Below are 19,895 nucleotides of genomic sequence, written 5' to 3' on the forward strand. Positions count from 1 at the left end.
TCACGCCCGCGGCGAAGGCCTGCCCCTATTCAGCGGACGTCGCCTTGAGGGCCAGCCACAGTTCCATCCGCACGTCCGGGTCGTCCAGCGACCGCCCCAGGATCTCCTCGACGCGCCGCATCCGGTACCGCAGCGTGTGCCGGTGCACCCCGAGGTCCGCCGCCGCCGCGTCCCACTGCCCGTGCCGTGACAGCCACGCCCGGAGCGAGGCGACCAGATCCCCCCGGCCGGTCGCGTCGTGCTCGTACAGCGGCCGCAGCAACCCGTCCGCGAAGGCCTTGACCGCGTCGTCGGCGAGGAGGGGCACCACGGAGCCCGCGGCCAGCTGCTCGTGCTCGACGAACACCCGCCCCCGCCGCCGGGCCACCGACAGCGCCTGCTCGGCCTGCTTGTAGGCGGCCGCCGCGGCGATCGGCCCGACCGGCGCCGACAGCCCCATGATCAGCTCGTCCTCGTCAACCCCGGCCGCCTGCTCCCGTACTCCCGCCCGCGCGGCCTCCAGCGCCGCCGCGTACTCGCCGCACGCGGCCACCGCGGCTCCGCCGTCCGCGACCAGCACCACCAGCCGCCGCCCCTCGCCGCCCCCGTTCTCCGGCACGACCAGCACGGCCTCGCCGGATCGGGCCGCCGCCGACTCCACGACCTCGGTGAGCGCGCCCAGCGGATCGCCGTGGGCGTCGGCGGCGGCGAGCGTCGCGGCCGTCGACTTCGTGAGCGGCACGCGCGCGTGGCTGTCGCTCTGCACCCGCGCGGCCGACACGGAGGACGCCGACTCGGCGACGATCATCCGGAAGGGCGCGTCGAGCAGTCCGCCGTACAGATGCCCGGCGACCGCCCGCGCGTGGTCCGGTTCTCCGGCGAGCAGCATGCGCAGCACGGCCGCCCCGATCCGCTGCTCGGCGGCGTGCAGGGAGCGGGACCGCTCGGTGGTCAGGGTCAGCAGGGCGATCGCCGAGTGGACGGCGTACCGCTCGGCCGTGCCGAGGGCCGCGGCCGTCCCTACGGCCAGCGCCGCCCGCGGGCGGCGTCCCGTGCCCAGCGAGTGCAGCTCGACGCGGTCCTCGTGGTCGGGGCCGCCCACCACCGAGGAGGCCGGGGCAGGCCGTTCCCGCAACCGTTCGACGTCGGCCGTCAGCCGGGCGGCCCGGCGTCCGGCCCAGTCCGGCGCGGTGGCGACGACGGCACCCGAGGCGTCGTAGAGCGCCGCCCAGCCGTCGACCTGTGAGGCGAGCGCGCCCAGCAGCCCTTCCGGGCCGTCCGTCAGCGCCTGCTTGGTCAGTTCGCGCTGGGCGGCGAAGCCCGCGGTCACCGCCCGGTACTGGTCCGCGGCGATCGCCGCGGACACGGCCTTGCTGATGGCGAGGAAGGGCGTGCGGCGCGGCACCTCCAGCAGCGGCAGCCCTTCCTGCTCGGCCGCGTCGACGAGGGCTTGCGGGATCTCCTCGTAGTTGACCCCGACGGCGAAGCCGAGCCCCACGACCCCGGCGCCCACCAGCCGCTTCACATAGCGGCGCATCGCCTCGGGCTCCTCCGCGTCCAGCTTGAGCGCGGTGATCAGCAGCAGTTCCCCGCCCTCCATGTAGGGCACGGGATCGGCGAGCTCGCTGACGTGCGCCCAGCGCACGGGCACGTCCAGGCGGTCCTCGCCCGCCCGCACGGTCAGCTTCAGCGCGGAGTGGTGAACGAGCGAGGCGAGCGTCGGGGGCATGAGGCCTTCAGGTATGTGTGACCGTCGTGATCTTTATGATCTTTTGGCCGTTACGTATGAACGGCCCGTGACGATTCTGCCTCACCGTACGGTCCCCGGGTGACCTCAACCCCGCAGATCCACCAGCAGGGGCGGCGCGTGCTCGCCGTTCACGTTGGTCAGCGACAGCACGGCGTGCCCCGGCGGCACCCCGTGCGCCAGCTCGGACGCGGACCACCGCTCCCGCTCGACCTGCCGGACGGTCACCGCCCGGGCGGTCGGCGCCTTGCCGGTGATCACCCGGCGCACGGCGTGCAGCACCTTTCCGGCCGGTGTCTCGGCGATGATCTGCCGGTCGGTGACGTCCGTGGCGTCGATCCACTCCTTGCCCCAGACCTCGGCGAAGTCCTGCCCGTCCCAGGGGGTGAGTCCGGACAGCGCCATCCGGCAGCCGGTGGCCCCGAGCAGCGGCCCGCGCAGCGCCCTCGGCACGTCGTCCAGGGTGCGGAGCGTCAGCACCACACCCGCGTTGCCCGACCGCAGCCGCTGGATGCCCCGCACGGCCTGAGGGGTCACCACGCCGGTGGCGTCGTCGAGCACCAGGCAGGCGAACAGCGACCGGTCCTCGCGTACCGCCACGCTCGCCGTGAACTGGGCCAGCACCAACCGGGCCAGCATCCGCGAGGCGTCGGCGTGACCGCGCTGCGGCAGGTCGATGCGGACCCGCACCGGGTGGTCCAGCGCCTTCAGCGAGAAGGGCCGCGACTGTCCCGAGGTGTCGAAGAAGCCGGCGAAGGCGGGCCGGTCGAGCAGCGCGATCCGGTCGGCGAGCACCCCGCCGACGTCGCCGGGCGCTCCCATCTGCCGTTCCCGCGCGTCCAGTTCGCGCAGCAGCGACTCCTGCCCGGCGTCCTGGAGCCCCTTGCGCAGCACGGCCAGCGGCGCGGCCGAGCCGTCCAGGAGCTGCCGCAGCTCCGGCACGGAGGGGAAGCGCCCGTGGACCGCCCGGAACGGGCCGAGGAGCTGGGCGAGGACGGTGGTGGAGCGCCGGGTGTCGCCGCCCTGGTGGGGCTCGGCGAGGTCCCCGACGAGCGCCTCGGCGAGCACGGCCGCCGCCTCGTCCGGGTCGGCGGTCCCGCCGTACAGGTCGAGGTCGTACACGGAGTCGGGGTTGCCGATGCGTACGACGACGTCGTAGGTGTCGGCCGGACCGAGCCCGGCGCCCGCCGCACCGACGACCACCACGGCGGCTCGGCCCGCGAGCGCGTGCAGGCACAGCGACTCGGCGAGCGGGTTGACGACGGTGCCGGTCTTGCCGGACCCGGGCGGTCCGACGGCGAGGAGGGAGGTGCCGAGCAGGTCGGGTCCGACCCCGAGGCCGGTGCCGCGGTAGGCGTACGGGTTGCGGGCGTCGTCGGCGGTGGTGCCCAGGCGCACCTGGCCGGTGACCAGGTCGTGCCGGGCGAGCCGGGTCGGCAGGTCGCGTTCGCCTGAGGGGTGCAGACAGGCGGCGGCACCCTCGCCCAGCACCGCCCCGGTGAAGGTGGCGAGGCTGTGCCGGCCGCTGCGTACGCCCTGCCAGGCACGGGTGATCCGAGCGTGGTCGACGTCCCGCATCAGCCCGGCGCGGGCTTCGGCGGCGAGCCGTTCGGCGGCGTCGACGGCGCCGGCGGCGCGCAGCTGGGGCCACTCGGCGGGGTCCTGCTCGGGGGTGGCAGGCCGCTCGGTGACCGGCGCGGTCCGGCGCCAGGAGGGCGGGCCGAAGCGGCGCCAGATCTCACCCCAGCGGCCGATCCGGCCGACGGCGAGCATGATCGCGAGGGCGATCAGCGTGTAGTAGCCGTACCAGAGGACGGCGTTGCCGACGCGGTCGTTGCTGTGCCGCCAGGAGTCGGGGGTGAAGAGTTCGAGGGGCAGCACCCACCAGCCGCCGAGGTAGCCGTTCCACAGCAGCGACCAGACCAGCCAGCCGCAGAGGAAGGCGATCAACGCGCCGCTGAGCAGCTGCCGGGTGGGGATCTGCTCGGGCTCCTCGTCGGGCCGGGGCCGGTGCCCGAACCGCCAGACGCCCGGTGCCGCCTCCGGGCGGGGAGCCCGCAGCCACGCGAGGAAGGCCGAGCCGTCCGGCATCGGCGGCACGCCCGGCGCCGGGGCCGCGGAGGGCCGCGGCGGCATCGCCGGAACCTGAGGGGGTCCCGCCGGACGTGGCACAGGGTTCGCATGCGTACCCCGTGCGTCCCGCGTCCCGTCGCTGTCCATCGCCCTCGCCCCTTGACCAGCCGTTCCGTCCACCGTCAGCGAGTCAATCTAACGCCACCGCCTGGGGAGTTCACCGCTTACGCGGCCGGGTACGCGACACCTCGCCATGTCCACCGTGGACAACCGGTGTCGCCGACAACGCCCACATGGAGCATGCCCACCCCTCCGGGCCCGCCCTAACCTGCGAGAAAAGAAGACATGCGTCCGAAAACCCCCACCCGGAATCTCCGGTTCGCAAGATCACCAGGGAGCCCCTCATGACCGCACTTCCGCAGGAGCGCCGCGTCGTCACCGCCATTCCCGGCCCGAAGTCGCAGGAGCTGCAGGCCCGCCGTACCGCCGCGGTCGCGGCCGGCGTGGGCTCCGTCCTGCCCGTGTTCACCGCGCGCGCGGGTGGCGGGATCATCGAGGACGTCGACGGCAACCGCCTGATCGACTTCGGCTCCGGCATCGCGGTGACCTCCGTGGGCGCCTCCGCCGAGGCCGTCGTACGCCGGGCGTCCGCCCAGCTCGCCGACTTCACCCACACCTGTTTCATGGTCACGCCGTACGAGGGCTACGTGGAGGTCGCCGAGGCCCTCGCGGAGCTCACACCGGGTGACCACGCCAAGAAGTCGGCGCTGTTCAACAGTGGCGCGGAGGCCGTCGAGAACGCCGTCAAGATCGCCCGCGCCCACACCAAGCGCCAGGCGGTCGTCGTGTTCGACCACGGCTACCACGGCCGTACGAACCTCACGATGGCGCTGACCTCGAAGAACATGCCGTACAAGCACGGCTTCGGCCCGTTCGCGCCGGAGGTCTACCGTGTGCCGGTGGCCTACGGCTACCGCTGGCCGACCGGTCCCGAGAACGCGGGCCCGGAGGCCGCCGCGCAGGCCGTCGACCAGATCAGCAAGCAGGTCGGCGCGGACAACGTGGCCGCCATCATCATCGAGCCCCTGCTGGGCGAGGGCGGCTTCATCGAGCCGGCGAAGGGCTTCCTGCCCGCGATCCGCCAGTTCGCCGCCGACCACGGCATCGTGTTCGTCGCCGACGAGATCCAGTCCGGCTTCTGTCGCACCGGCCAGTGGTTCGCGTGCGAGGACGAGGGCATCGTCCCGGACCTGATCACCACCGCCAAGGGCATCGCGGGCGGCCTGCCGCTCGCCGCCGTCACGGGGCGCGCCGAGATCATGGACGCCGCGCACGCGGGCGGCCTGGGCGGCACCTACGGCGGCAACCCGGTCGCCTGCGCCGGCGCGCTCGGCTCCATCGAGACGATGAAGGAGCTCGACCTCAACGCCCGGGCGAAGAACATCGAGGCGATCATGAAGGCCCGCCTCGGCGCCATGGCCGAGAAGTTCGACATCGTCGGCGACGTCCGGGGCCGTGGCGCCATGATCGCCATCGAGCTGGTCAAGGACCGCGCCACCAAGGAGCCGAACCCGGAGGCCACCGCCGCCCTCGCCAAGGCCTGCCACCAGGAGGGCCTGCTGGTCCTGACCTGTGGCACCTACGGCAACGTGCTGCGCTTCCTGCCCCCGCTGGTCATCGGCGAGGACCTGCTCAACGAGGGGCTGGACATCATCGAGCAGGCCTTCACGCGCATCTGACGCCGCGGCGGAGAGCCCCGGCACCCCGGGAAACCCACTGGTCGGCGACCCGCTCGCACCACAGGAGTCCCACCCGTCACAGCCCCGGAATTCGCCGCGGATTCCGGGGCTGGGGCGGCCAGCGGCAGAGCGTGTGAAGAAGGTGTGCGAGGTGGATGTCAGGACTCGATTCCGCCTGTCTCAGACCCATTCCCTGTCGTAGGTTCTATTCCAGATGAGAGATACACCCCGCCCACAGGGGACTGTGGGCGACATCAGGCCGGGGCCTCCCCAGCTTCGACCTGGTCGTGCCTCCGCGCACACAAACGGGGCCTCCGGCTCCGGATCTCCTCACCGATCGGACAGTCGCCCGCCCCAAACCCCCCGGGGCGCGCGACCATCCGATCTGATCGGCCGCCCCGGAACCACCCCCCCTGTTCCGGGGCGGCCGACCTCCTTTCTCCTCCTAGGGCTTCCGGCCCTCCTCTTCGCGCTGATCACCTGGCAGGTCGTCGCCGACGGCCCCCTGGTGCGCCTCGACGAGCGCGTCAGCCGCGCCCTGGTCCACCCCGACCGGGCCTCCGAACTCCTCGCCGACCTGGGCGATGTCCAGGTGGCCGTCCCGGTGCTCGCCCTCGCGCTCGCCTTCGTGGCCTGGCGCTCCCGCCGTACTGGTACAGACCGCTGGTGGCTTCCGGCCGTCGCGGCGGCCCTTGTGATGGCTCTCGTACCGGCGCTGATCGTGCCCCTCAAGGAACTCACCGCCCGCCACGGCACCCCCGTGATGCCGCCCGGAACCGGCTACTACCCCTCCGGGCACACCGCCACGGCAGTCATCGCCTACGGCTGCGCGACCCTGCTGCTGCTTCCCCGGCTCCGCTCGGCGGCCGCCCGCCGCGTCCTCCTCGCCTGCTGCGCGGCCCTCGTGCTCGGCGTCTCCTTCGGCCTGGTCCGCCGCGGCTACCACTGGCCGCTGGACGTGGTGGCCAGTTGGTGTCTGGGGGCGGTGCTGCTCTCGTCCCTGTGGCTGTTCCTCGGGCGGGGGACGCCCGGCGACGAGCCGGAGTGACCGGTTGTTCCGCGTCGGCCGCACGGGCGGCCGACGAAGGCCGGAAGCCGCCGTTCTAGTCACCCACCTCCGTCGCCAGACCCGCCGCCGCCTCGTGCATCGCCAGTTCGAGCAGTGCCGGGTCGGTGAGGGTGCCCGAGCCGTCCGGGGAGACCAGCCAGCGGACCCCGCCGGTGGAGCGGCCCGGGTAGGGCACCACGATCCAGGTGCCGGCGCCCGCCGTGCGGATGCCCGTGCCGAGCCAGCGGGCCGCGGTGCCGGGCGGCACGAAGAAGCCCATCCGGGCGTCACCGAAGTCGACCAGCACCGGTCCGAGCCGGTCGAGGACGCGGGTGAGGACGTCGAGGGTGGGGTAGCCGAGCTCGCCCGGCAGGATCAGTACGTCCCAGGCCCTGCCGGCCGGCAGCAGCGTCACCCCGAGGGGACCGCGTTCCCATTCCCACCGGCAGGCCTCGGGATCCGGTGCCACGGACGCGAGCCACTCCACCGCCGTCTTCGCCCCAGTCATGAGGGGACCTCCCATTCTCTCGTGGACGCGAGTCGCGTCCACGAGGGAGAGGGAGGTCTCCCGGCGGCATTACGCGGGTTCCGGCTCCCCGTCGGAGTGAACCGGATCACATCTCAGCTGTCGAAGCCGAGACCGAGCCGGTCCATGGTCCGCAGCCACAGGTTGCGGCGCCCGCCGTGCGCGTCGGCGCGGGCCAGCGACCACTTCGTGAGGGCGATCCCGGTCCAGGCGAAGGGCTCCGGCGGGAACGGCAGCGGCTTCCTGCGGACCATCTCGAGCGAGGTGCGCTCCGTGGTCGCACCGGCGAGCAGGTCCAGCATCACCTCGGCACCGAACCGGGTGGCCCCGACCCCGAGTCCCGTGTAGCCCGCCGCGTACGCCGTCCGGCCGTTGTGCGCGGTGCCGTAGAACGCCGAGAAACGCGAGCACGTGTCGATCGCGCCGCCCCACGCGTGCGTGAAACCGACGCCCTCCAGCTGCGGGAAGCAGGTGAAGAAGTGCCCGGCGAGCTTGGCGTACGTCTCGGGGCGGTCGTCGTACTCGGCGCGCACCCGGCCGCCGTACGGGTAGATCGCGTCGTAGCCGCCCCAGAGGATCCGGTTGTCCGCGGACAGCCGGAAGTAGTGGAACTGGTTCGCGGAGTCCCCGAGGCCCTGCCGGTTCTTCCAGCCGATCGAGGCCAGCTGGTCGGCGCTCAGCGGCTCGGTCATCAGCGCGTAGTCGTAGACCGGCACGGTGTAGGCCCGGACCCGCTTGACCAGGTTCGGGAAGATGTTGGTGCCGAGCGCGACCTTGCGGGCGCGGACCGAGCCGTAGGGGGTGCGTACGGCCATGCCGGCGCCGTACGGCTTCAGGGTGAGGGCGGGGGTGTGCTCGTAGACGCGGACGCCGAGCCGTACGCAGGCCCGCTTCAGGTTCCAGGCGAGCTTGGCCGGGTTGAGCATGGCGACGCCCCGGCGGTCGTGGAGACCGGCCTGGAAGGTGGGTGAGGCGACCTGTTCCCGTACGGCTTCCGTGTCCAGGAACTCGACACCGTCGGCGAGCCCCTCGCGCTCCATCTCCTCGTACCAGTCGCGCAGTTCCCGCGCCTGGTACGGCTCGGTGGCCACGTCGATCTCGCCGGTGCGCTCGAAGTCGCAGTCGAGGTCGTGCCGGGCGATGGCCTTCTCGATCTCGTCGAGGTTGCGGGCGCCCAGCTCCTGCAGCTTGTGGATCTCCTTCGGCCAGCGGGCCAGCCCGTTGGGCAGGCCGTGGGTGAGGGAGGCGGCGCAGAAGCCGCCGTTGCGGCCGGAGGCGGCCCAGCCCACCTCGCGGCCTTCCAGCAGGACGACATCCCGCCGCGGTTCGCGCTCCTTGGCGATGAGCGCGGTCCACAGCCCGCTGTATCCACCGCCGACGACCAGCAGATCGCAGGTCTCGGCGCCGGTGAGCGCGGGTTCGGGGTGGGGCCTGCCGGGGTCGTCCAGCCAGTACGGGACCGGCCGGGCTTCGGAAAGTGCCTTTGTCCAACGGCTCATGGCGCTCGGGGCCATGATTTCAACTCCCTACGGGGTTTATCCGGTCACGCCTTCTGCTTCTTGCGGCGGTTCCCGATGACCATCGAGGTCAGGACGAACAGCACGGCGACCAGGAACATGGCCGTACCGATGACGTTGATCTGGACGGGCGTGCCGCGCTGTGCCGAGCCCCAGACGAACATGGGGAAGGTGACGGTCGAGCCCGCGGTGAAGTTGGTGATGATGAAGTCGTCGAAGGAGAGCGCGAAGGCGAGCAGCGCACCCGCGGCGATACCGGGTGCGGCGATCGGCAGGGTGACCCGGACGAAGGTCTGGAACGGGCCGGCGTAGAGGTCCTGCGCCGCCTGCTCCAGCCGCGGGTCCATCGACATCACGCGCGCCTTCACCGCCACGACGACGAAGCTCATGCAGAACATGATGTGGGCGATGAGAATCGTCCAGAAGCCCAGCTGGGCGCCCAGGTTGAGGAACAGGGTGAGCAGCGAGGCCGCCATCACGACCTCCGGCATCGCCATCGGCAGGAAGATCAGCGAGTTGACGGCACCCCGCGCGCGGAAGCGGTAGCGGACCAGCGCGAAGGCGATCGCCGTGCCGAGGGCGGTCGCGCCGAGCGTCGCCCAGACGGCGATCTGGAGACTGATCGACAGCGAGCCGCACAGGTCGGAGACCCCGCACGGGTCCTTCCAGGCGTCCGTGGAGAACTGCTGCCACTCGTAGTTGAAGCGTCCCTTCGGTTTGTTGAAGGAGAACACCGTGACGATGACGTTCGGCAGCAGGAGGTACCCGAGGGTCAGCAGTCCCGCGATGACGACGAAATGGCGCTTGAGCCAGTTGACGAAGGGCATTCAGACCAGATCCTCCGTGCCGGACTTACGGATGTAGACCGTGACCATCACGAGGATCGCGGCCATGAGGATGAAGGAGAGTGCCGCGGCCGTCGGGTAGTCGAGGATGCGCAGGAACTGCGACTGGATGACGTTGCCGACCATACGGGTGTCCGTGGAGCCGAGCAGGTCGGCGTTGACGTAGTCGCCGGCCGCCGGGATGAAGGTCAGCAGCGTGCCGGAGACCACGCCCGGCATCGACAGCGGGAAGGTGACCTTGCGGAAGACGGTGGACGGCTTGGCGTACAGGTCGCCCGCCGCCTCGTGGAGGCGTCCGTCGATGCGCTCCAGCGAGGAGTACAGCGGCAGGACCATGAAGGGCAGGAAGTTGTACGTCAGACCGCACACGACCGCCAGTGGCGTGGCCAGCACGCGGTCCCCCGACGTCCAGCCGAGCCAGCTCGTGACGTCCAGGACGTGCAGGGTGTTCAGGGCGCCGACGACCGGGCCGCCGTCCGCGAGGATCGTCTTCCAGGCGAGCGTACGGATCAGGAAGCTGGTGAAGAACGGCGCGATCACCAGGATCATGATCAGGTTCCGCCAGCGGCCCGCCCGGAAGGCGATGAGGTACGCCAGCGGGTAACCGAGCAGCAGACACAGCAGGGTCGCGGAGGCCGCGTAGGCGACCGAGCGCAGGAACTGCGGCCAGTACTCGCTCAGCGCGTCCCAGTAGGTGGCGAAGTGCCAGGTGACCTTGTAGCCCTCCTCCAGCGAGCCCGTCTGTACGGAGGTGGAGGCCTGGTAGATCATCGGCAGCGCGAAGAAGACCAGCAGCCAAAGGATGCCGGGCAGCAGCAGCCAGTACGGGACGAACCGGCCGCGCTTGCGCGGGGGCTTCTTCTCCGGGGCCGTCGGGGAGAGCGGGGGAGGCGCCTCGGTGAGCGTCGACATCAGGCCGCCGCCTCTTCCTGGATTCCCGCGGAGCCCGGCGTCCCGGCAAGCAGGGACTGGGCCGCGTCCAGGCCGAAGGTGTGGGCCGGGCTCCAGTGCAGGACCACGTCGGCGCCGGGCACCAGGCGGGTGTCGCGGTCGACGTTCTGGACGTAGACCTCGAACTCCGGGCAGACCGCGCTGTCGATGACGTACTGGGTGGAGACGCCGATGAAGCTGCCGCTGGCGATCTTGCCGGTGATGCGGTTGCGGCCCTCGGGGATCTCGCCCGCGTCGTCGGCGTGGGTGAGGGAGATCTTCTCGGGGCGGACGCCGACCAGCACCTTGCCGCCGGTCGTCGTCGGGGCGGAACAGCGCGCCTCGGGCAGCACGAGCTTGCCGCCGCCGGCCTTCAGGACGATGTCGTCGCCGGTCTTCGTGTCGACCTCGGCCTCGATGAGGTTCGAGGTGCCGAGGAAGTTGGCGACGAAGGTGGTGTGCGGGTTCTCGTACAGGTCGGTCGGCGAGCCGAGCTGTTCGACGCGGCCCGCGTTCATCACGGCGACCGTGTCGGCCATGGTCATGGCCTCCTCCTGGTCGTGGGTGACGTGGATGAAGGTGATACCGACCTCGGTCTGGATGCGCTTGAGCTCCAGCTGCATCTGGCGGCGCAGCTTGAGGTCGAGGGCGCCGAGGGGCTCGTCGAGGAGCAGCACCCGGGGGGTGTTGATCAGCGCGCGGGCCACGGCGACGCGCTGCTGCTGGCCGCCGGAGAGCTGGTGCGGCTTCTTGCGGGACTGTTCGCCCAGCTGCACGAGGTCGAGCATCTCCTCGACCTGCTTCTTCACCGACTTGATGCCGCGCCGGCGCAGGCCGAAGGCGACGTTCTCGAAGATGTCGAGGTGCGGGAAGAGGGCGTAGGACTGGAAGACCGTGTTCACCGGCCGCTTGTAGGGCGGCAGGCTGGTGACTTCCTGGTCGCCGAGGAAGACGCTGCCGGAGGAGGGTTCCTCCAGGCCCGCGATCATGCGGAGGGTGGTGGTCTTGCCGCAGCCGGAGGCGCCGAGCAGCGCGAAGAAGGAGCCGTGCGGCACGGTGAGGTCCAGCGGGTGTACGGCGGTGAAGGAGCCGTAGGTCTTGCTGATGCCCGAGAGGCGGACGTCGCCGCCGTGGTCGGTCTTGTTCGTCGTCACGGTGGTCACGCCCCAGTCAGCTTCGCGAACTTCTCTTCAAAGGCCGTCTCTTCCTTCGAGCTCAGTGAGCGGAAGGCGTGCGACTTCTCGGCCATGGCCTTGTCGGGGATGATCAGCGGGTTGTTCGCCGCATCCTCGTCGATCTTCTCCAGCTCGGGCTTCACTCCGTCGACGGGGCACACGTAGTTGATGTACGCGGCGAGCTCGGCGGCCGGCTTCGGCTCATAGTAGAAGTCGATGAGCCGTTCGGCGTTGGTCTTGTGCCGTGCCTTGTTGGGGATCAGCAGGTTGTCTGTCGACGTCATGTAGCCGCTGTCCGGGATGATGAAGTCGATGTCCGGGCTGTCCGCCTTCAGCTGGACGACGTCGCCGGCCCAGGCGATGCAGGCCGCGAAGTCCCCGCTGGTCAGGTCGGAGGTGTAGTCGTTGCCGGTGAAGCGGCGGATCTGGCCCCTGTCGACGGCCTTCTGGAGGCGCGCGATCGCCGCGTCGTAGTCGTCGGCGGTGAAGTTCGCCGGGTCCTTGCCCATGTCCAGCAGGGTCATGCCGATGCTGTCGCGCATCTCCGACAGGAAGCCGACGCGGCCCTTGAGTCGGGGGTTGTCGAGCAGGTCGGAGACCGACTTCACCTCCACGCCGCCCAGCGCCTTCTTGTTGTAGGCGATGACCGTGGAGATGCCCTGCCAGACGTAGGAGTAGGCGCGGCCGGGGTCCCAGTCGGGGTCGCGGAACTGCGCCGACAGGTTGGCGTAGGCGTGCGGCAGGTTGGAGGCGTCGAGTTTCTGCACCCATCCCAGGCGGATGAGGCGGCCGGCCAGCCAGTCGGTGAGGACGATCAGGTCGCGGCCGGTGTCCTGGCCGGCGGCGAGCTGCGGCTTGATCTTGCCGAAGAACTCGTTGTTGTCGTTGATGTCCTCGGTGTACTTGACCTTGACGCCGGTCCGCCGGGTGAACTGGTCCAGCGTCGGGTGGTTCTTGCCGCTGTCGTCGACGTCCATGTACTCGGTCCAGTTGGAGAAGTTCACGGACTTCTCCTTCTCCGAGTAGTCGTCCGCGGAGACGCCGCCCTGGGTCTTGCCGGCCGCGGGGATGCCACAGGCGCTCAGCGCACTCATTCCGCCGACCGCGAGCGCGCCGCCCGCGGAGGCGCGCAACAGGGACCGGCGGGTCATGGCGGCCCTGCCGTTCCTGAGGCTGCGCCGCATGGCGGCCACCTGGGCCGGGGACAGGCGGTCGGGCTCGTACTGCTCCATGCGCTTGGTGCCCTTTCGGGAGTGATCGGCCGCGGGTCGGGCGGCCTGCGTACGGCTATCGGTCCCCGAAGATCGTGCGGTGCCAGTCCTTGCGGGGCACCGCCGTGTTGTCGAACATGACGTGCTTGATCTGGGTGTACTCGTCGAAGGAGTACGTGGACATGTCCTTGCCGAAGCCAGATGCCTTGTATCCGCCGTGGGGCATCTCGCTGATGATCGGAATGTGGTCGTTGATCCACACGCACCCTGCCTTGATCTCGCGGGTGGCGCGGTTGGCCCGGTAGACGTCCCGGCTCCACGCGGAGGCGGCGAGCCCGTACGGGCTGTCGTTGGCCAGCCGGAGTCCCTCGTCGTCGGTGTCGAAGGGCAGTACGACCAGAACCGGGCCGAACAGTTCGGACTGGACGATCTCGCTGTCCTGGGCGGCGTCGACGACCAGAGTGGGGCGATAGTAAGCACCGTTCTCGAGATCCGCCTGCGGAGCCTCGCCTCCGGTCACCACGCGCGCGTAGCCGCGCGCCCGGTCGACGAAGCCGGCGACGCGGTCGCGCTGGGCGTGCGAGATCAGCGGGCCGAGGTCGGTGCCGGGTGCGAACGGGTCGCCGAGCCGGACGGTCTCCATGAGGGCGGCCGTCTGCTCGACGAAGGCCTCGTACAGGGGCCGCTGTACGTACGCGCGCGTGGCGGCCGTGCAGTCCTGCCCGGTGTTGATGAGCGCGCCCGCGACGGCGCCGTGGACGGCCGCTTCGAGGTCGGCGTCGTCGAAGACCACGAAGGGTGCCTTGCCGCCCAGCTCCAGGTGGAGCCGCTTGACGGTCGCGGTGGCGATCTCGGCGACCCGCTTGCCGACGGCGGTGGAGCCGGTGAACGACGTCATGGCGACGTCCGGGTGGCCGACGAGGTGCTCGCCGGCCTCCCTGCCGGTGCCGGTGACGATGTTGACGACCCCGTCGGGGATTCCGGCGTCGGTCGCGGCCTGGGCGAAGAGCAGCGAGGTGAGCGGGGTGAGCTCGGCCGGCTTCAGGACGATGGTGTTGCCCGCGGCGATCGCCGGGAGGATCTTCCAGGCGGCCATCTGGAGGGGGTAGTTCCAGGGCGCGACGGAGCCGACGACACCGATGGGTTCGCGGCGCACGTACGAGGTGTGGTCGCCGGAGTACTCGCCCGCGGACTGGCCCTGGAGGTGCCGGGCGGCGCCCGCGAAGAAGGCGGTGTTGTCGATGGTCCCGGGGACGTCGAACTCCCGGGTGAGCTTGATCGGCTTGCCGCACTGGAGGGACTCGGCGCGGGCGAAGTCCTCGGCGCGCTCGGCGATCACGGCGGCGAGGCGGTGCAGTGCGTCCGAGCGCTCGCCCGGGGTCGCCGACGACCATCCGGGGAAGGCCGCGCGGGCCGCGGCGACGGCCGCGTCCACGTCGGCGGCGCCCGCCAGCTCGTACGTGTACACCTCCTCGCCGGTCGAGGGGTCGACGACCGCGTGGGTACGGCCAGAGGAGCCCTTGGTCAGACGTCCCGCGATGAACTGCGCGCCGTCCGCGAAGCGGTCCTGTGCCGGAAATCGTTCCGGGGTGGCATTGCCCGGGTAGTGCATGTCGCTCTCGCTCTCCTCCGCCGTCGCCCCGCGTGTGTCGGAGACGGGTGGCGTAGCTCCAGCTCGATTTGAGTGACGATCCTGGCAGAGCAGGTGGCGTCCAACAAGTGATTCCGTTGTTGCCTTTTGGTTACGCGACGGAATCTGTCGACCAGGTGTCGAGTCGCAGCGGAAAAGGGGGGACGGAGTGTCAGTGGTGCCTGCCAGACTCGCGTGCATGGAAGGGATCACGGGGAAGATCGACTCTCGGGAAGCGCTGGTCAGGGAGATCCGGACGGGCGCGAAAATCAAGTATCTGCACTTCTGGGGCCACCGGCCGCGACCGGACGGTCGTGTCGGGGCGAGCTGTCTGAGCCAGTGGTGGCCGTCACCGTTCGTGGTGGACGGGGTGACCTACGCGACCGCCGAGCACTGGATGATGGCGGGCAAGGCGCGGCTTTTCGAAGACGCGGAGGCGGGGCGGCGCGTGCTGGCGGCGGAGCATCCGGCCGAGGCGAAGAAGGCCGGGCGGCTGGTGCGCGGCTTCGACGAGGCGGTCTGGGAGCGCGAGCGCTTCGGGATCGTCGTCGAGGGCAGCGTGCACAAGTTCGCCTCGGACCCCAGGCTGCGGGGGTTCCTGCTGAGCACGGGCGAGCGGGTACTGGTGGAAGCCAGCCCCGTGGACCGCGTCTGGGGCATCGGCCTCACCGCGGACGACGAGGCGGCCCAACACCCCGAGCGGTGGCGGGGAGCGAACCTGCTGGGGTTCGCGCTGATGGAGGCGCGGGGGCGGCTGCGGGGGTAGGGGTGGGCGACCGGCCCCGCCCCCGCGCCTCCTCGATCAGGGGAACGCCACCAGCAGGACGATGAACGCGATGGACAGGCCGAGGCCCACACTGCCGCAGATGAGGCCGGCCAGGGCCTGGCCGGGGTTCGTGGCCTCGCCACGGCCGGCCTTCTTGCGGGCGAGCACGCCGAAGACGACGGACAGGATCCCGGCGACGAGGGCCAACGGCCACAGGCAGAAGCCGACGGCCGCGATGATGCCGAGCACCAGGGAGGCCGTGCCCATGCCGTTGCTGGGTGCCGGCGTCATGCCGGGCCAGCCGTAGTAGGCACCGGCGCCATGGGACTGCGGGCCGTGGGCGCCGTAGACGGGCGGGGCGGGGTAGCCGTAGCCGCCCGGGTAGCCGTACGCGGCGGGGCCGGGGCCGTCGGGGGCGATGGGCGGCGGGGGAACCTGCTCGTGCCCGTAGGGCGCGGCCGCACCCGGGGCGGGCGGCGGGTAGGCGTCCACCGGACCGGAACCCACCGGTGCCGTGGGGTTCGGCGGGGCGAAGGGGTTGTCGGAGACGTTGGCCTGGGCCGGGGTCGTCGGCCCGGCGAAGGGGGAGGACCAGGGCCGGGAGGCGTCGGGGCCTGCGACGGGCGGCGTGCCCGCGACCGGCGCCCCGGACCCGCCGGGCGGAATGCCCGTGCCCCCCGGCGGCGTCCCCACACCCGGCATCGACGTCACCGTCTGCTGGTCGTGCACGGACGAGGAGGGGGTGGAGGTCGGTGGTTGCGTGAGCGGGGTCAGGGGCCCCGTGTCGGCGACCGTGGCGCCGGGGCCGGCGGAGGCCGCCTGTGGGGGTGTCGGCCAGGTCTGCGTCATGCCCCGGGCCTGGCCTGGCGCCGTGTCGGCCGGCGCGGCCCACGGATCGTGGGGAGCGTCGGCGGGTTCGCCGGTCCCACCCGTCGGCGTCGCCCGGTGCGCGGCGTCGTCGCCCCGCGCCTCCGGCTTCTGCGCGTCGTCGGACATGCGCGGCCCCCCTCCGTTGAACGTGCCGTCATGCTAAGGCCCGACCCCCTCCGCCGTGACCCCGGCCTACGATGATCCCGAGTCACCGATCAGCCGATCACCCGCGTCCCGCCGTACCCACCGGCACGGGGCGCCGTTCCGGGGAGGAACCTTGACCGACCACCTCATAGACGCCCGTGCCCCGCGCGACCTGCACGCCTTCATCGCGTCGCTGCCCAAGGCCGAACTGCACGTGCACCACGTAGGCTCCGCCTCCCCGCGGATCGTGTCGGAGCTGGCCGCCCGTCACCCGGACTCCCAGGTGCCCACCGACCCCGAGGCCCTGGTCGACTTCTTCACGTTCACGGACTTCGCCCACTTCATCCAGGTGTACCTGTCCGTCGTCGACCTGATCCGCACCCCGGAGGACGTCCGGCTCCTGACCTACGAGGTGGCCCGGGACCTGGCGCGGCAGCAGGTGCGCTACGCCGAGCTGACCATCACGCCGTTCTCCTCGACCCGGCGCGGCATCGACGAGGGTGCCTTCATGGACGCGATCGAGGACGCCCGCAAGGCCGCCGAGGCCGACTTCGGAACCCTGCTGCGCTGGTGCTTCGACATTCCGGGCGAGGCCGGACTGGAGTCCGCCGAGGAGACGGTGCGGATGGCCACCGACGACCGGCTGCGCCCTGAGGGGCTGGTGTCCTTCGGCCTCGGCGGGCCCGAGATCGGCGTGCCCCGGCCGCAGTTCAAGCCGTACTTCGACCGGGCGATCGCCGCCGGCCTGCACTCCGTGCCGCACGCCGGCGAGACCACCGGCCCGCAGACGGTGTGGGACGCGCTGACCCACCTGCGCGCCGAACGCATCGGGCACGGCACGAGTTCCGCCCAGGACGAGAAGCTGCTCGCCCATCTCGCCGAGCACCGGATCGCGTTGGAGGTGTGCCCGACCTCCAACATCGCCACCCGCGCCGTCCGCACCCTCGACGAGCACCCCATCAAGGAGTTCGTGAAGGCCGGCGTCCTGGTCACGATCAACTCCGACGATCCACCGATGTTCGGCACCGACCTCGACAACGAGTACGCGGTCGCCGCCCGCCTCCTCGACCTCGACGAGCGGGGCGTGGCCGAACTGGCCAAGAACGCGGTGGAGGCGTCGTTCCTCGACGCGGCCGGCAAGACCCGTGTCAAGGACGAGATCGAGACCTACACCACCGCGTGGCTCGCGCCCTGATCCCAGCACAATGGGGGGCATGCAGAAGCTGACCGCCGTGGCCCACCGCGGCGACCCCTACCGCGTCCGTGAGAACACGCTCGACTCGCTGCGTGCCGCGCTGCGGCTGGGCGCGGACGCGGTCGAGATCGACGTACGGCTCACCCGGGACGGCGTGCCCGTGCTGCTGCACGACGAGACCCTGAAACGGCTGTGGGGGCACGACCGCCCGCTGCGGTCGCTCTCGGCGGACGAGGTGCGCGGGCTCACGGACGGCGACGTGCCGACGCTGGCCGAGGCGCTGGCGGCGACCGAGGGCAGCCGGGTGATGCTCGACCTGCCGGGCACCTCCGAGGTGCGGGCGGCGCGCCGGGTCGTGGACGTCGTGCGCGCGTGCGGGGCCGAGGAGCGCGCGTACTACTGCGCGGACGCCACGGCCATGCTCGCCGTGCGCGCCGCCGACCCGGCCGCCGAGATCGCGCTGACCTGGACGACCCTCGCCCCGCCGCGCCCCGCCCTGCTGGCCGCGGTACGCCCCCGCTGGCTCAACTACCGCTTCGGCCTGGTCGACCGCGCCCTCGCCGAACGCGTCCACACCGACGGCTGTCTTCTCTCCGTGTGGACCCCCGACACCCGCCGCTCGATGCGCCGCCTCGTCGACCTGGGCGTGGACTCGATCACCACCAACCGCGTCGACCTCCTGTGCGCCCTGCGCGACACCTGCTGAGGCGCGGAAGCGCTACACCCGCGAGTCCCGGGGGACGGTCGCGGGATCGGCCGGGGTCTCACGGGTGACGTACTGCGGCACGGGGGTGTCGTCCTGGCCGGTGTCGCGGACCAGGCCGTAGCGCTTCGCGCCCTCGGGGGGACCGCTCGTCACGTCCTTGGTCACGGCGTCCCAGGTGGTCGGGAAGACGGTCACGCCGTAGTCGGCGCCGCGTTCGTTCTGGTTGAGGGTCACGGTGCCGTCGACGTAGAAGTACTCGTTCTGCCACATCTGCTGGGTGCCGTCCGGCAGGACGGTGTAGCCGGTGGCCGTGCTGCCCATGCCGGTGGCGGAGCTGTCGGTGGGGCTGACGGGGTCGTCCATGCGGCGGCCGCCGCCCGAGGCGACGTGGAAGATCCTTCCCTCCAGGCCGGTCCAGGCCGGCATGACCAGTTGGCCGGGGCGTGACTGCGGTGATATCTGCCAGCGCACCAGGACGTAGCCCTTGCCGCTGAGCGTCACCTTCTCGCCGCGGTGCTGCATGACCGCCTTGGCGCCCCAGGTGCTGGTGATCCCGGTCTCGGGCCGGTGCGGGAGGGCGGCGGGCCGGGTGTCGGGGTCCGGTGCCCGGTCGACGGCGTCGACGACCGTGCCGTACAGGTCGGCCTTCGTCGTCCTCGTCGGGGACGGTGGGGGTGAGGGGGTCGGGGAGGCCGATGACGGGGGCAGCGGGGCGGAACTCGCGGTGGGGGCGGTGCTGGTGACGGCGGCGCGCGGCGGCGGGGCCGGGTCAGGGGTCTGGGTGGCGACGTAGGCGCCGCCCGCGACGATGGTCGCGCCCGCCGTCATGGCGACGGCCGGTTTGGTGAGGGCGCCCAGCACCTTGGCGGACCAGCCGACGGAGGCGCCCGCGGCGGTGGCGGCGGCCGCCGTCTTGCCGCCGAAGGCCAGCGAGAGGGTGAGGCCGACCGGGATCGGGACCAGCGCGATCCCGACGAGCAGCCGCTCCGCCGGTACGACCGACTCGCGGGTGTCGCCGCAGTAACCGCAGCCCCGCAGGTGCCGGGCCAGCCGCTTGCGCCAGACGGAGTCGGGGCGGCCGTTCCAGCGGGCGGTCAGTTCGCGCAGGTCCGGGCAGGCGCCGTCGAGGGCGCGCACGATGCCGCGCGAGGTCTCCAGGCGTTCCTTCATCCGCTGGACGCGCACGGCGGCGTGCTGTCGGCTGATGCCGACGGCTTCGGCGAGTTCACGCCGGGTGAGCTCGCCGGCGACCTCCAGCCACCACAGGGACAGCAGTTGGCGGTCCTCGTCGTCGAGCCAGCGTGCCGCCTCCGCGACCTCACGCCGCTGCCCTTCCAACTGAAGTCTGAGAACGGTCAGTTCGGCGAAGTCGGCGGCGTCCCCGGACACCGACTCGTCCAGCGGGTCGGGAGTCCTGCGGCGGGCCCGGTCACGGATCTGCCGCATGGCGATGGCCACCAGCCAGGACCGGAAGCTGTCCGGGTCGCGCAGGGAGCCGAGGTGGTCGACGGCCCGCAGCATCGTCTCCTGGACGACGTCGTCGACGTCGGCGTGACCGTTCAGGGCCCGGCCGACGATGTTGTACACCAGGGGCAGCCAGCCCGCGACGAGCTCGTCCAGCGCCCGCCGGTCGCCGGCCTGCGCGGCGGCGATGGTGGAGCGCCAGTGCTGGGTGTCCACGGGGCCCTTTCGGTGGCTGGGGTGACGGCTGAGGTCAGAGGTCTTCTGCACGCACCCTCTCAGGCAGGCCGGGGCTGTCGTATGTCCGGGATCACAGTGCGGAGACGGTGTGAA

16 protein-coding genes are annotated in these 19,895 nt (G+C 71.7%); 5 read left to right on the plus strand and 11 right to left on the minus strand.

The genetic code is table 11. The annotated features are described in order from the left end of the window. Positions 1–25 precede the first annotated feature (25 nt). Together AQJ84_RS29355 and AQJ84_RS29360 are read right to left on the minus strand one after the other, a co-directional pair. Entirely contained in the window at positions 26–1,708 is a 1,683-nt protein-coding gene (locus tag AQJ84_RS29355) for a PucR family transcriptional regulator (protein WP_053191499.1), read from the minus strand. A gap of 105 nt (positions 1,709–1,813) precedes the next feature. After that, positions 1,814–3,946, minus strand: coding sequence for a hypothetical protein (locus AQJ84_RS29360; protein WP_053191502.1), 2,133 nt, complete (start codon positions 3,944–3,946; stop codon positions 1,814–1,816). Positions 3,947–4,203: 257 nt separating this feature from the next. Between AQJ84_RS29360 and gabT the strand changes: the two genes are divergently transcribed. Continuing rightward, positions 4,204–5,538, plus strand: coding sequence for a 4-aminobutyrate--2-oxoglutarate transaminase (gene gabT, locus AQJ84_RS29365; protein WP_053191504.1), 1,335 nt, complete (start codon positions 4,204–4,206; stop codon positions 5,536–5,538). A 244-nt stretch (positions 5,539–5,782) separates the two neighbouring features. Further along, entirely contained in the window at positions 5,783–6,586 is an 804-nt protein-coding gene (locus tag AQJ84_RS29370) for a phosphatase PAP2 family protein (protein WP_225889182.1), read from the plus strand. A gap of 55 nt (positions 6,587–6,641) precedes the next feature. On the opposite strand, the gene AQJ84_RS29375 is transcribed toward AQJ84_RS29370, so the two are convergent. The 7 genes from AQJ84_RS29375 to AQJ84_RS29405 form a co-directional block, all read right to left on the minus strand. Further along, positions 6,642–7,094 (minus strand): hypothetical protein, encoded by a 453-nt coding sequence (locus AQJ84_RS29375; RefSeq protein ID WP_030041062.1) that lies wholly within the window; start codon positions 7,092–7,094, stop codon positions 6,642–6,644. 113 nt (positions 7,095–7,207) lie between these two features. Beyond that, a complete protein-coding gene (locus AQJ84_RS29380; protein WP_030041061.1) occupies positions 7,208–8,626 on the minus strand; it encodes an NAD(P)/FAD-dependent oxidoreductase in 1,419 nt (472 codons plus the stop codon). Positions 8,627–8,655: 29 nt separating this feature from the next. Further along, positions 8,656–9,456 (minus strand): ABC transporter permease, encoded by an 801-nt coding sequence (locus AQJ84_RS29385; RefSeq protein WP_030041060.1) that lies wholly within the window; start codon positions 9,454–9,456, stop codon positions 8,656–8,658. After that, on the minus strand, positions 9,457–10,386 hold the full coding sequence (locus AQJ84_RS29390) for an ABC transporter permease (protein ID WP_030041059.1): 930 nt from the start codon (positions 10,384–10,386) through the stop codon (positions 9,457–9,459). It abuts the gene before it with no gap. Next, positions 10,386–11,567, minus strand: coding sequence for an ABC transporter ATP-binding protein (locus AQJ84_RS29395; RefSeq protein ID WP_030041058.1), 1,182 nt, complete (start codon positions 11,565–11,567; stop codon positions 10,386–10,388). Before AQJ84_RS29395 ends, AQJ84_RS29390 begins: the two co-directional genes overlap by 1 nt. Next, positions 11,564–12,811 (minus strand): ABC transporter substrate-binding protein, encoded by a 1,248-nt coding sequence (locus AQJ84_RS29400; RefSeq protein WP_053191506.1) that lies wholly within the window; start codon positions 12,809–12,811, stop codon positions 11,564–11,566. Before AQJ84_RS29400 ends, AQJ84_RS29395 begins: the two co-directional genes overlap by 4 nt. A 55-nt stretch (positions 12,812–12,866) precedes the next feature. After that, positions 12,867–14,402 carry a gamma-aminobutyraldehyde dehydrogenase gene (locus tag AQJ84_RS29405; RefSeq protein ID WP_030041056.1) on the minus strand — a complete coding sequence of 512 codons (1,536 nt, stop codon included), beginning with the start codon at positions 14,400–14,402 and terminating at the stop codon, positions 12,867–12,869. A 217-nt stretch (positions 14,403–14,619) separates the two neighbouring features. Between AQJ84_RS29405 and AQJ84_RS29410 the strand changes: the two genes are divergently transcribed. Further along, positions 14,620–15,186 carry an NADAR family protein gene (locus tag AQJ84_RS29410; protein ID WP_030041055.1) on the plus strand — a complete coding sequence of 189 codons (567 nt, stop codon included), beginning with the start codon at positions 14,620–14,622 and terminating at the stop codon, positions 15,184–15,186. 36 nt (positions 15,187–15,222) lie between these two features. Here AQJ84_RS29410 and AQJ84_RS29415 read toward each other — a convergent pair whose 3' ends face one another. After that, a complete protein-coding gene (locus AQJ84_RS29415) occupies positions 15,223–16,182 on the minus strand; it encodes a DUF4190 domain-containing protein (RefSeq protein WP_225889184.1) in 960 nt (319 codons plus the stop codon). 151 nt (positions 16,183–16,333) lie between these two features. On the opposite strand from AQJ84_RS29415, the gene AQJ84_RS29420 reads away from it, so the two are divergent. Together AQJ84_RS29420 and AQJ84_RS29425 are read left to right on the plus strand one after the other, a co-directional pair. After that, entirely contained in the window at positions 16,334–17,395 is a 1,062-nt protein-coding gene (locus AQJ84_RS29420) for an adenosine deaminase (RefSeq protein ID WP_030041052.1), read from the plus strand. A 19-nt stretch (positions 17,396–17,414) separates the two neighbouring features. Then, positions 17,415–18,101, plus strand: a complete 687-nt coding sequence (locus tag AQJ84_RS29425; RefSeq protein WP_107082718.1) for a glycerophosphodiester phosphodiesterase — start codon at positions 17,415–17,417, stop codon at positions 18,099–18,101. A 12-nt stretch (positions 18,102–18,113) separates the two neighbouring features. Here AQJ84_RS29425 and AQJ84_RS29430 read toward each other — a convergent pair whose 3' ends face one another. Further along, positions 18,114–19,781 carry an RNA polymerase sigma factor gene (locus tag AQJ84_RS29430; RefSeq protein WP_053191509.1) on the minus strand — a complete coding sequence of 556 codons (1,668 nt, stop codon included), beginning with the start codon at positions 19,779–19,781 and terminating at the stop codon, positions 18,114–18,116. Between the last annotated feature and the right edge of the window lie 114 nt (positions 19,782–19,895).

It is taken from the genome of Streptomyces resistomycificus (assembly GCF_001514265.1).
In the GTDB taxonomy this organism is placed as follows: Bacteria; Actinomycetota; Actinomycetes; order Streptomycetales; family Streptomycetaceae; genus Streptomyces; species Streptomyces resistomycificus.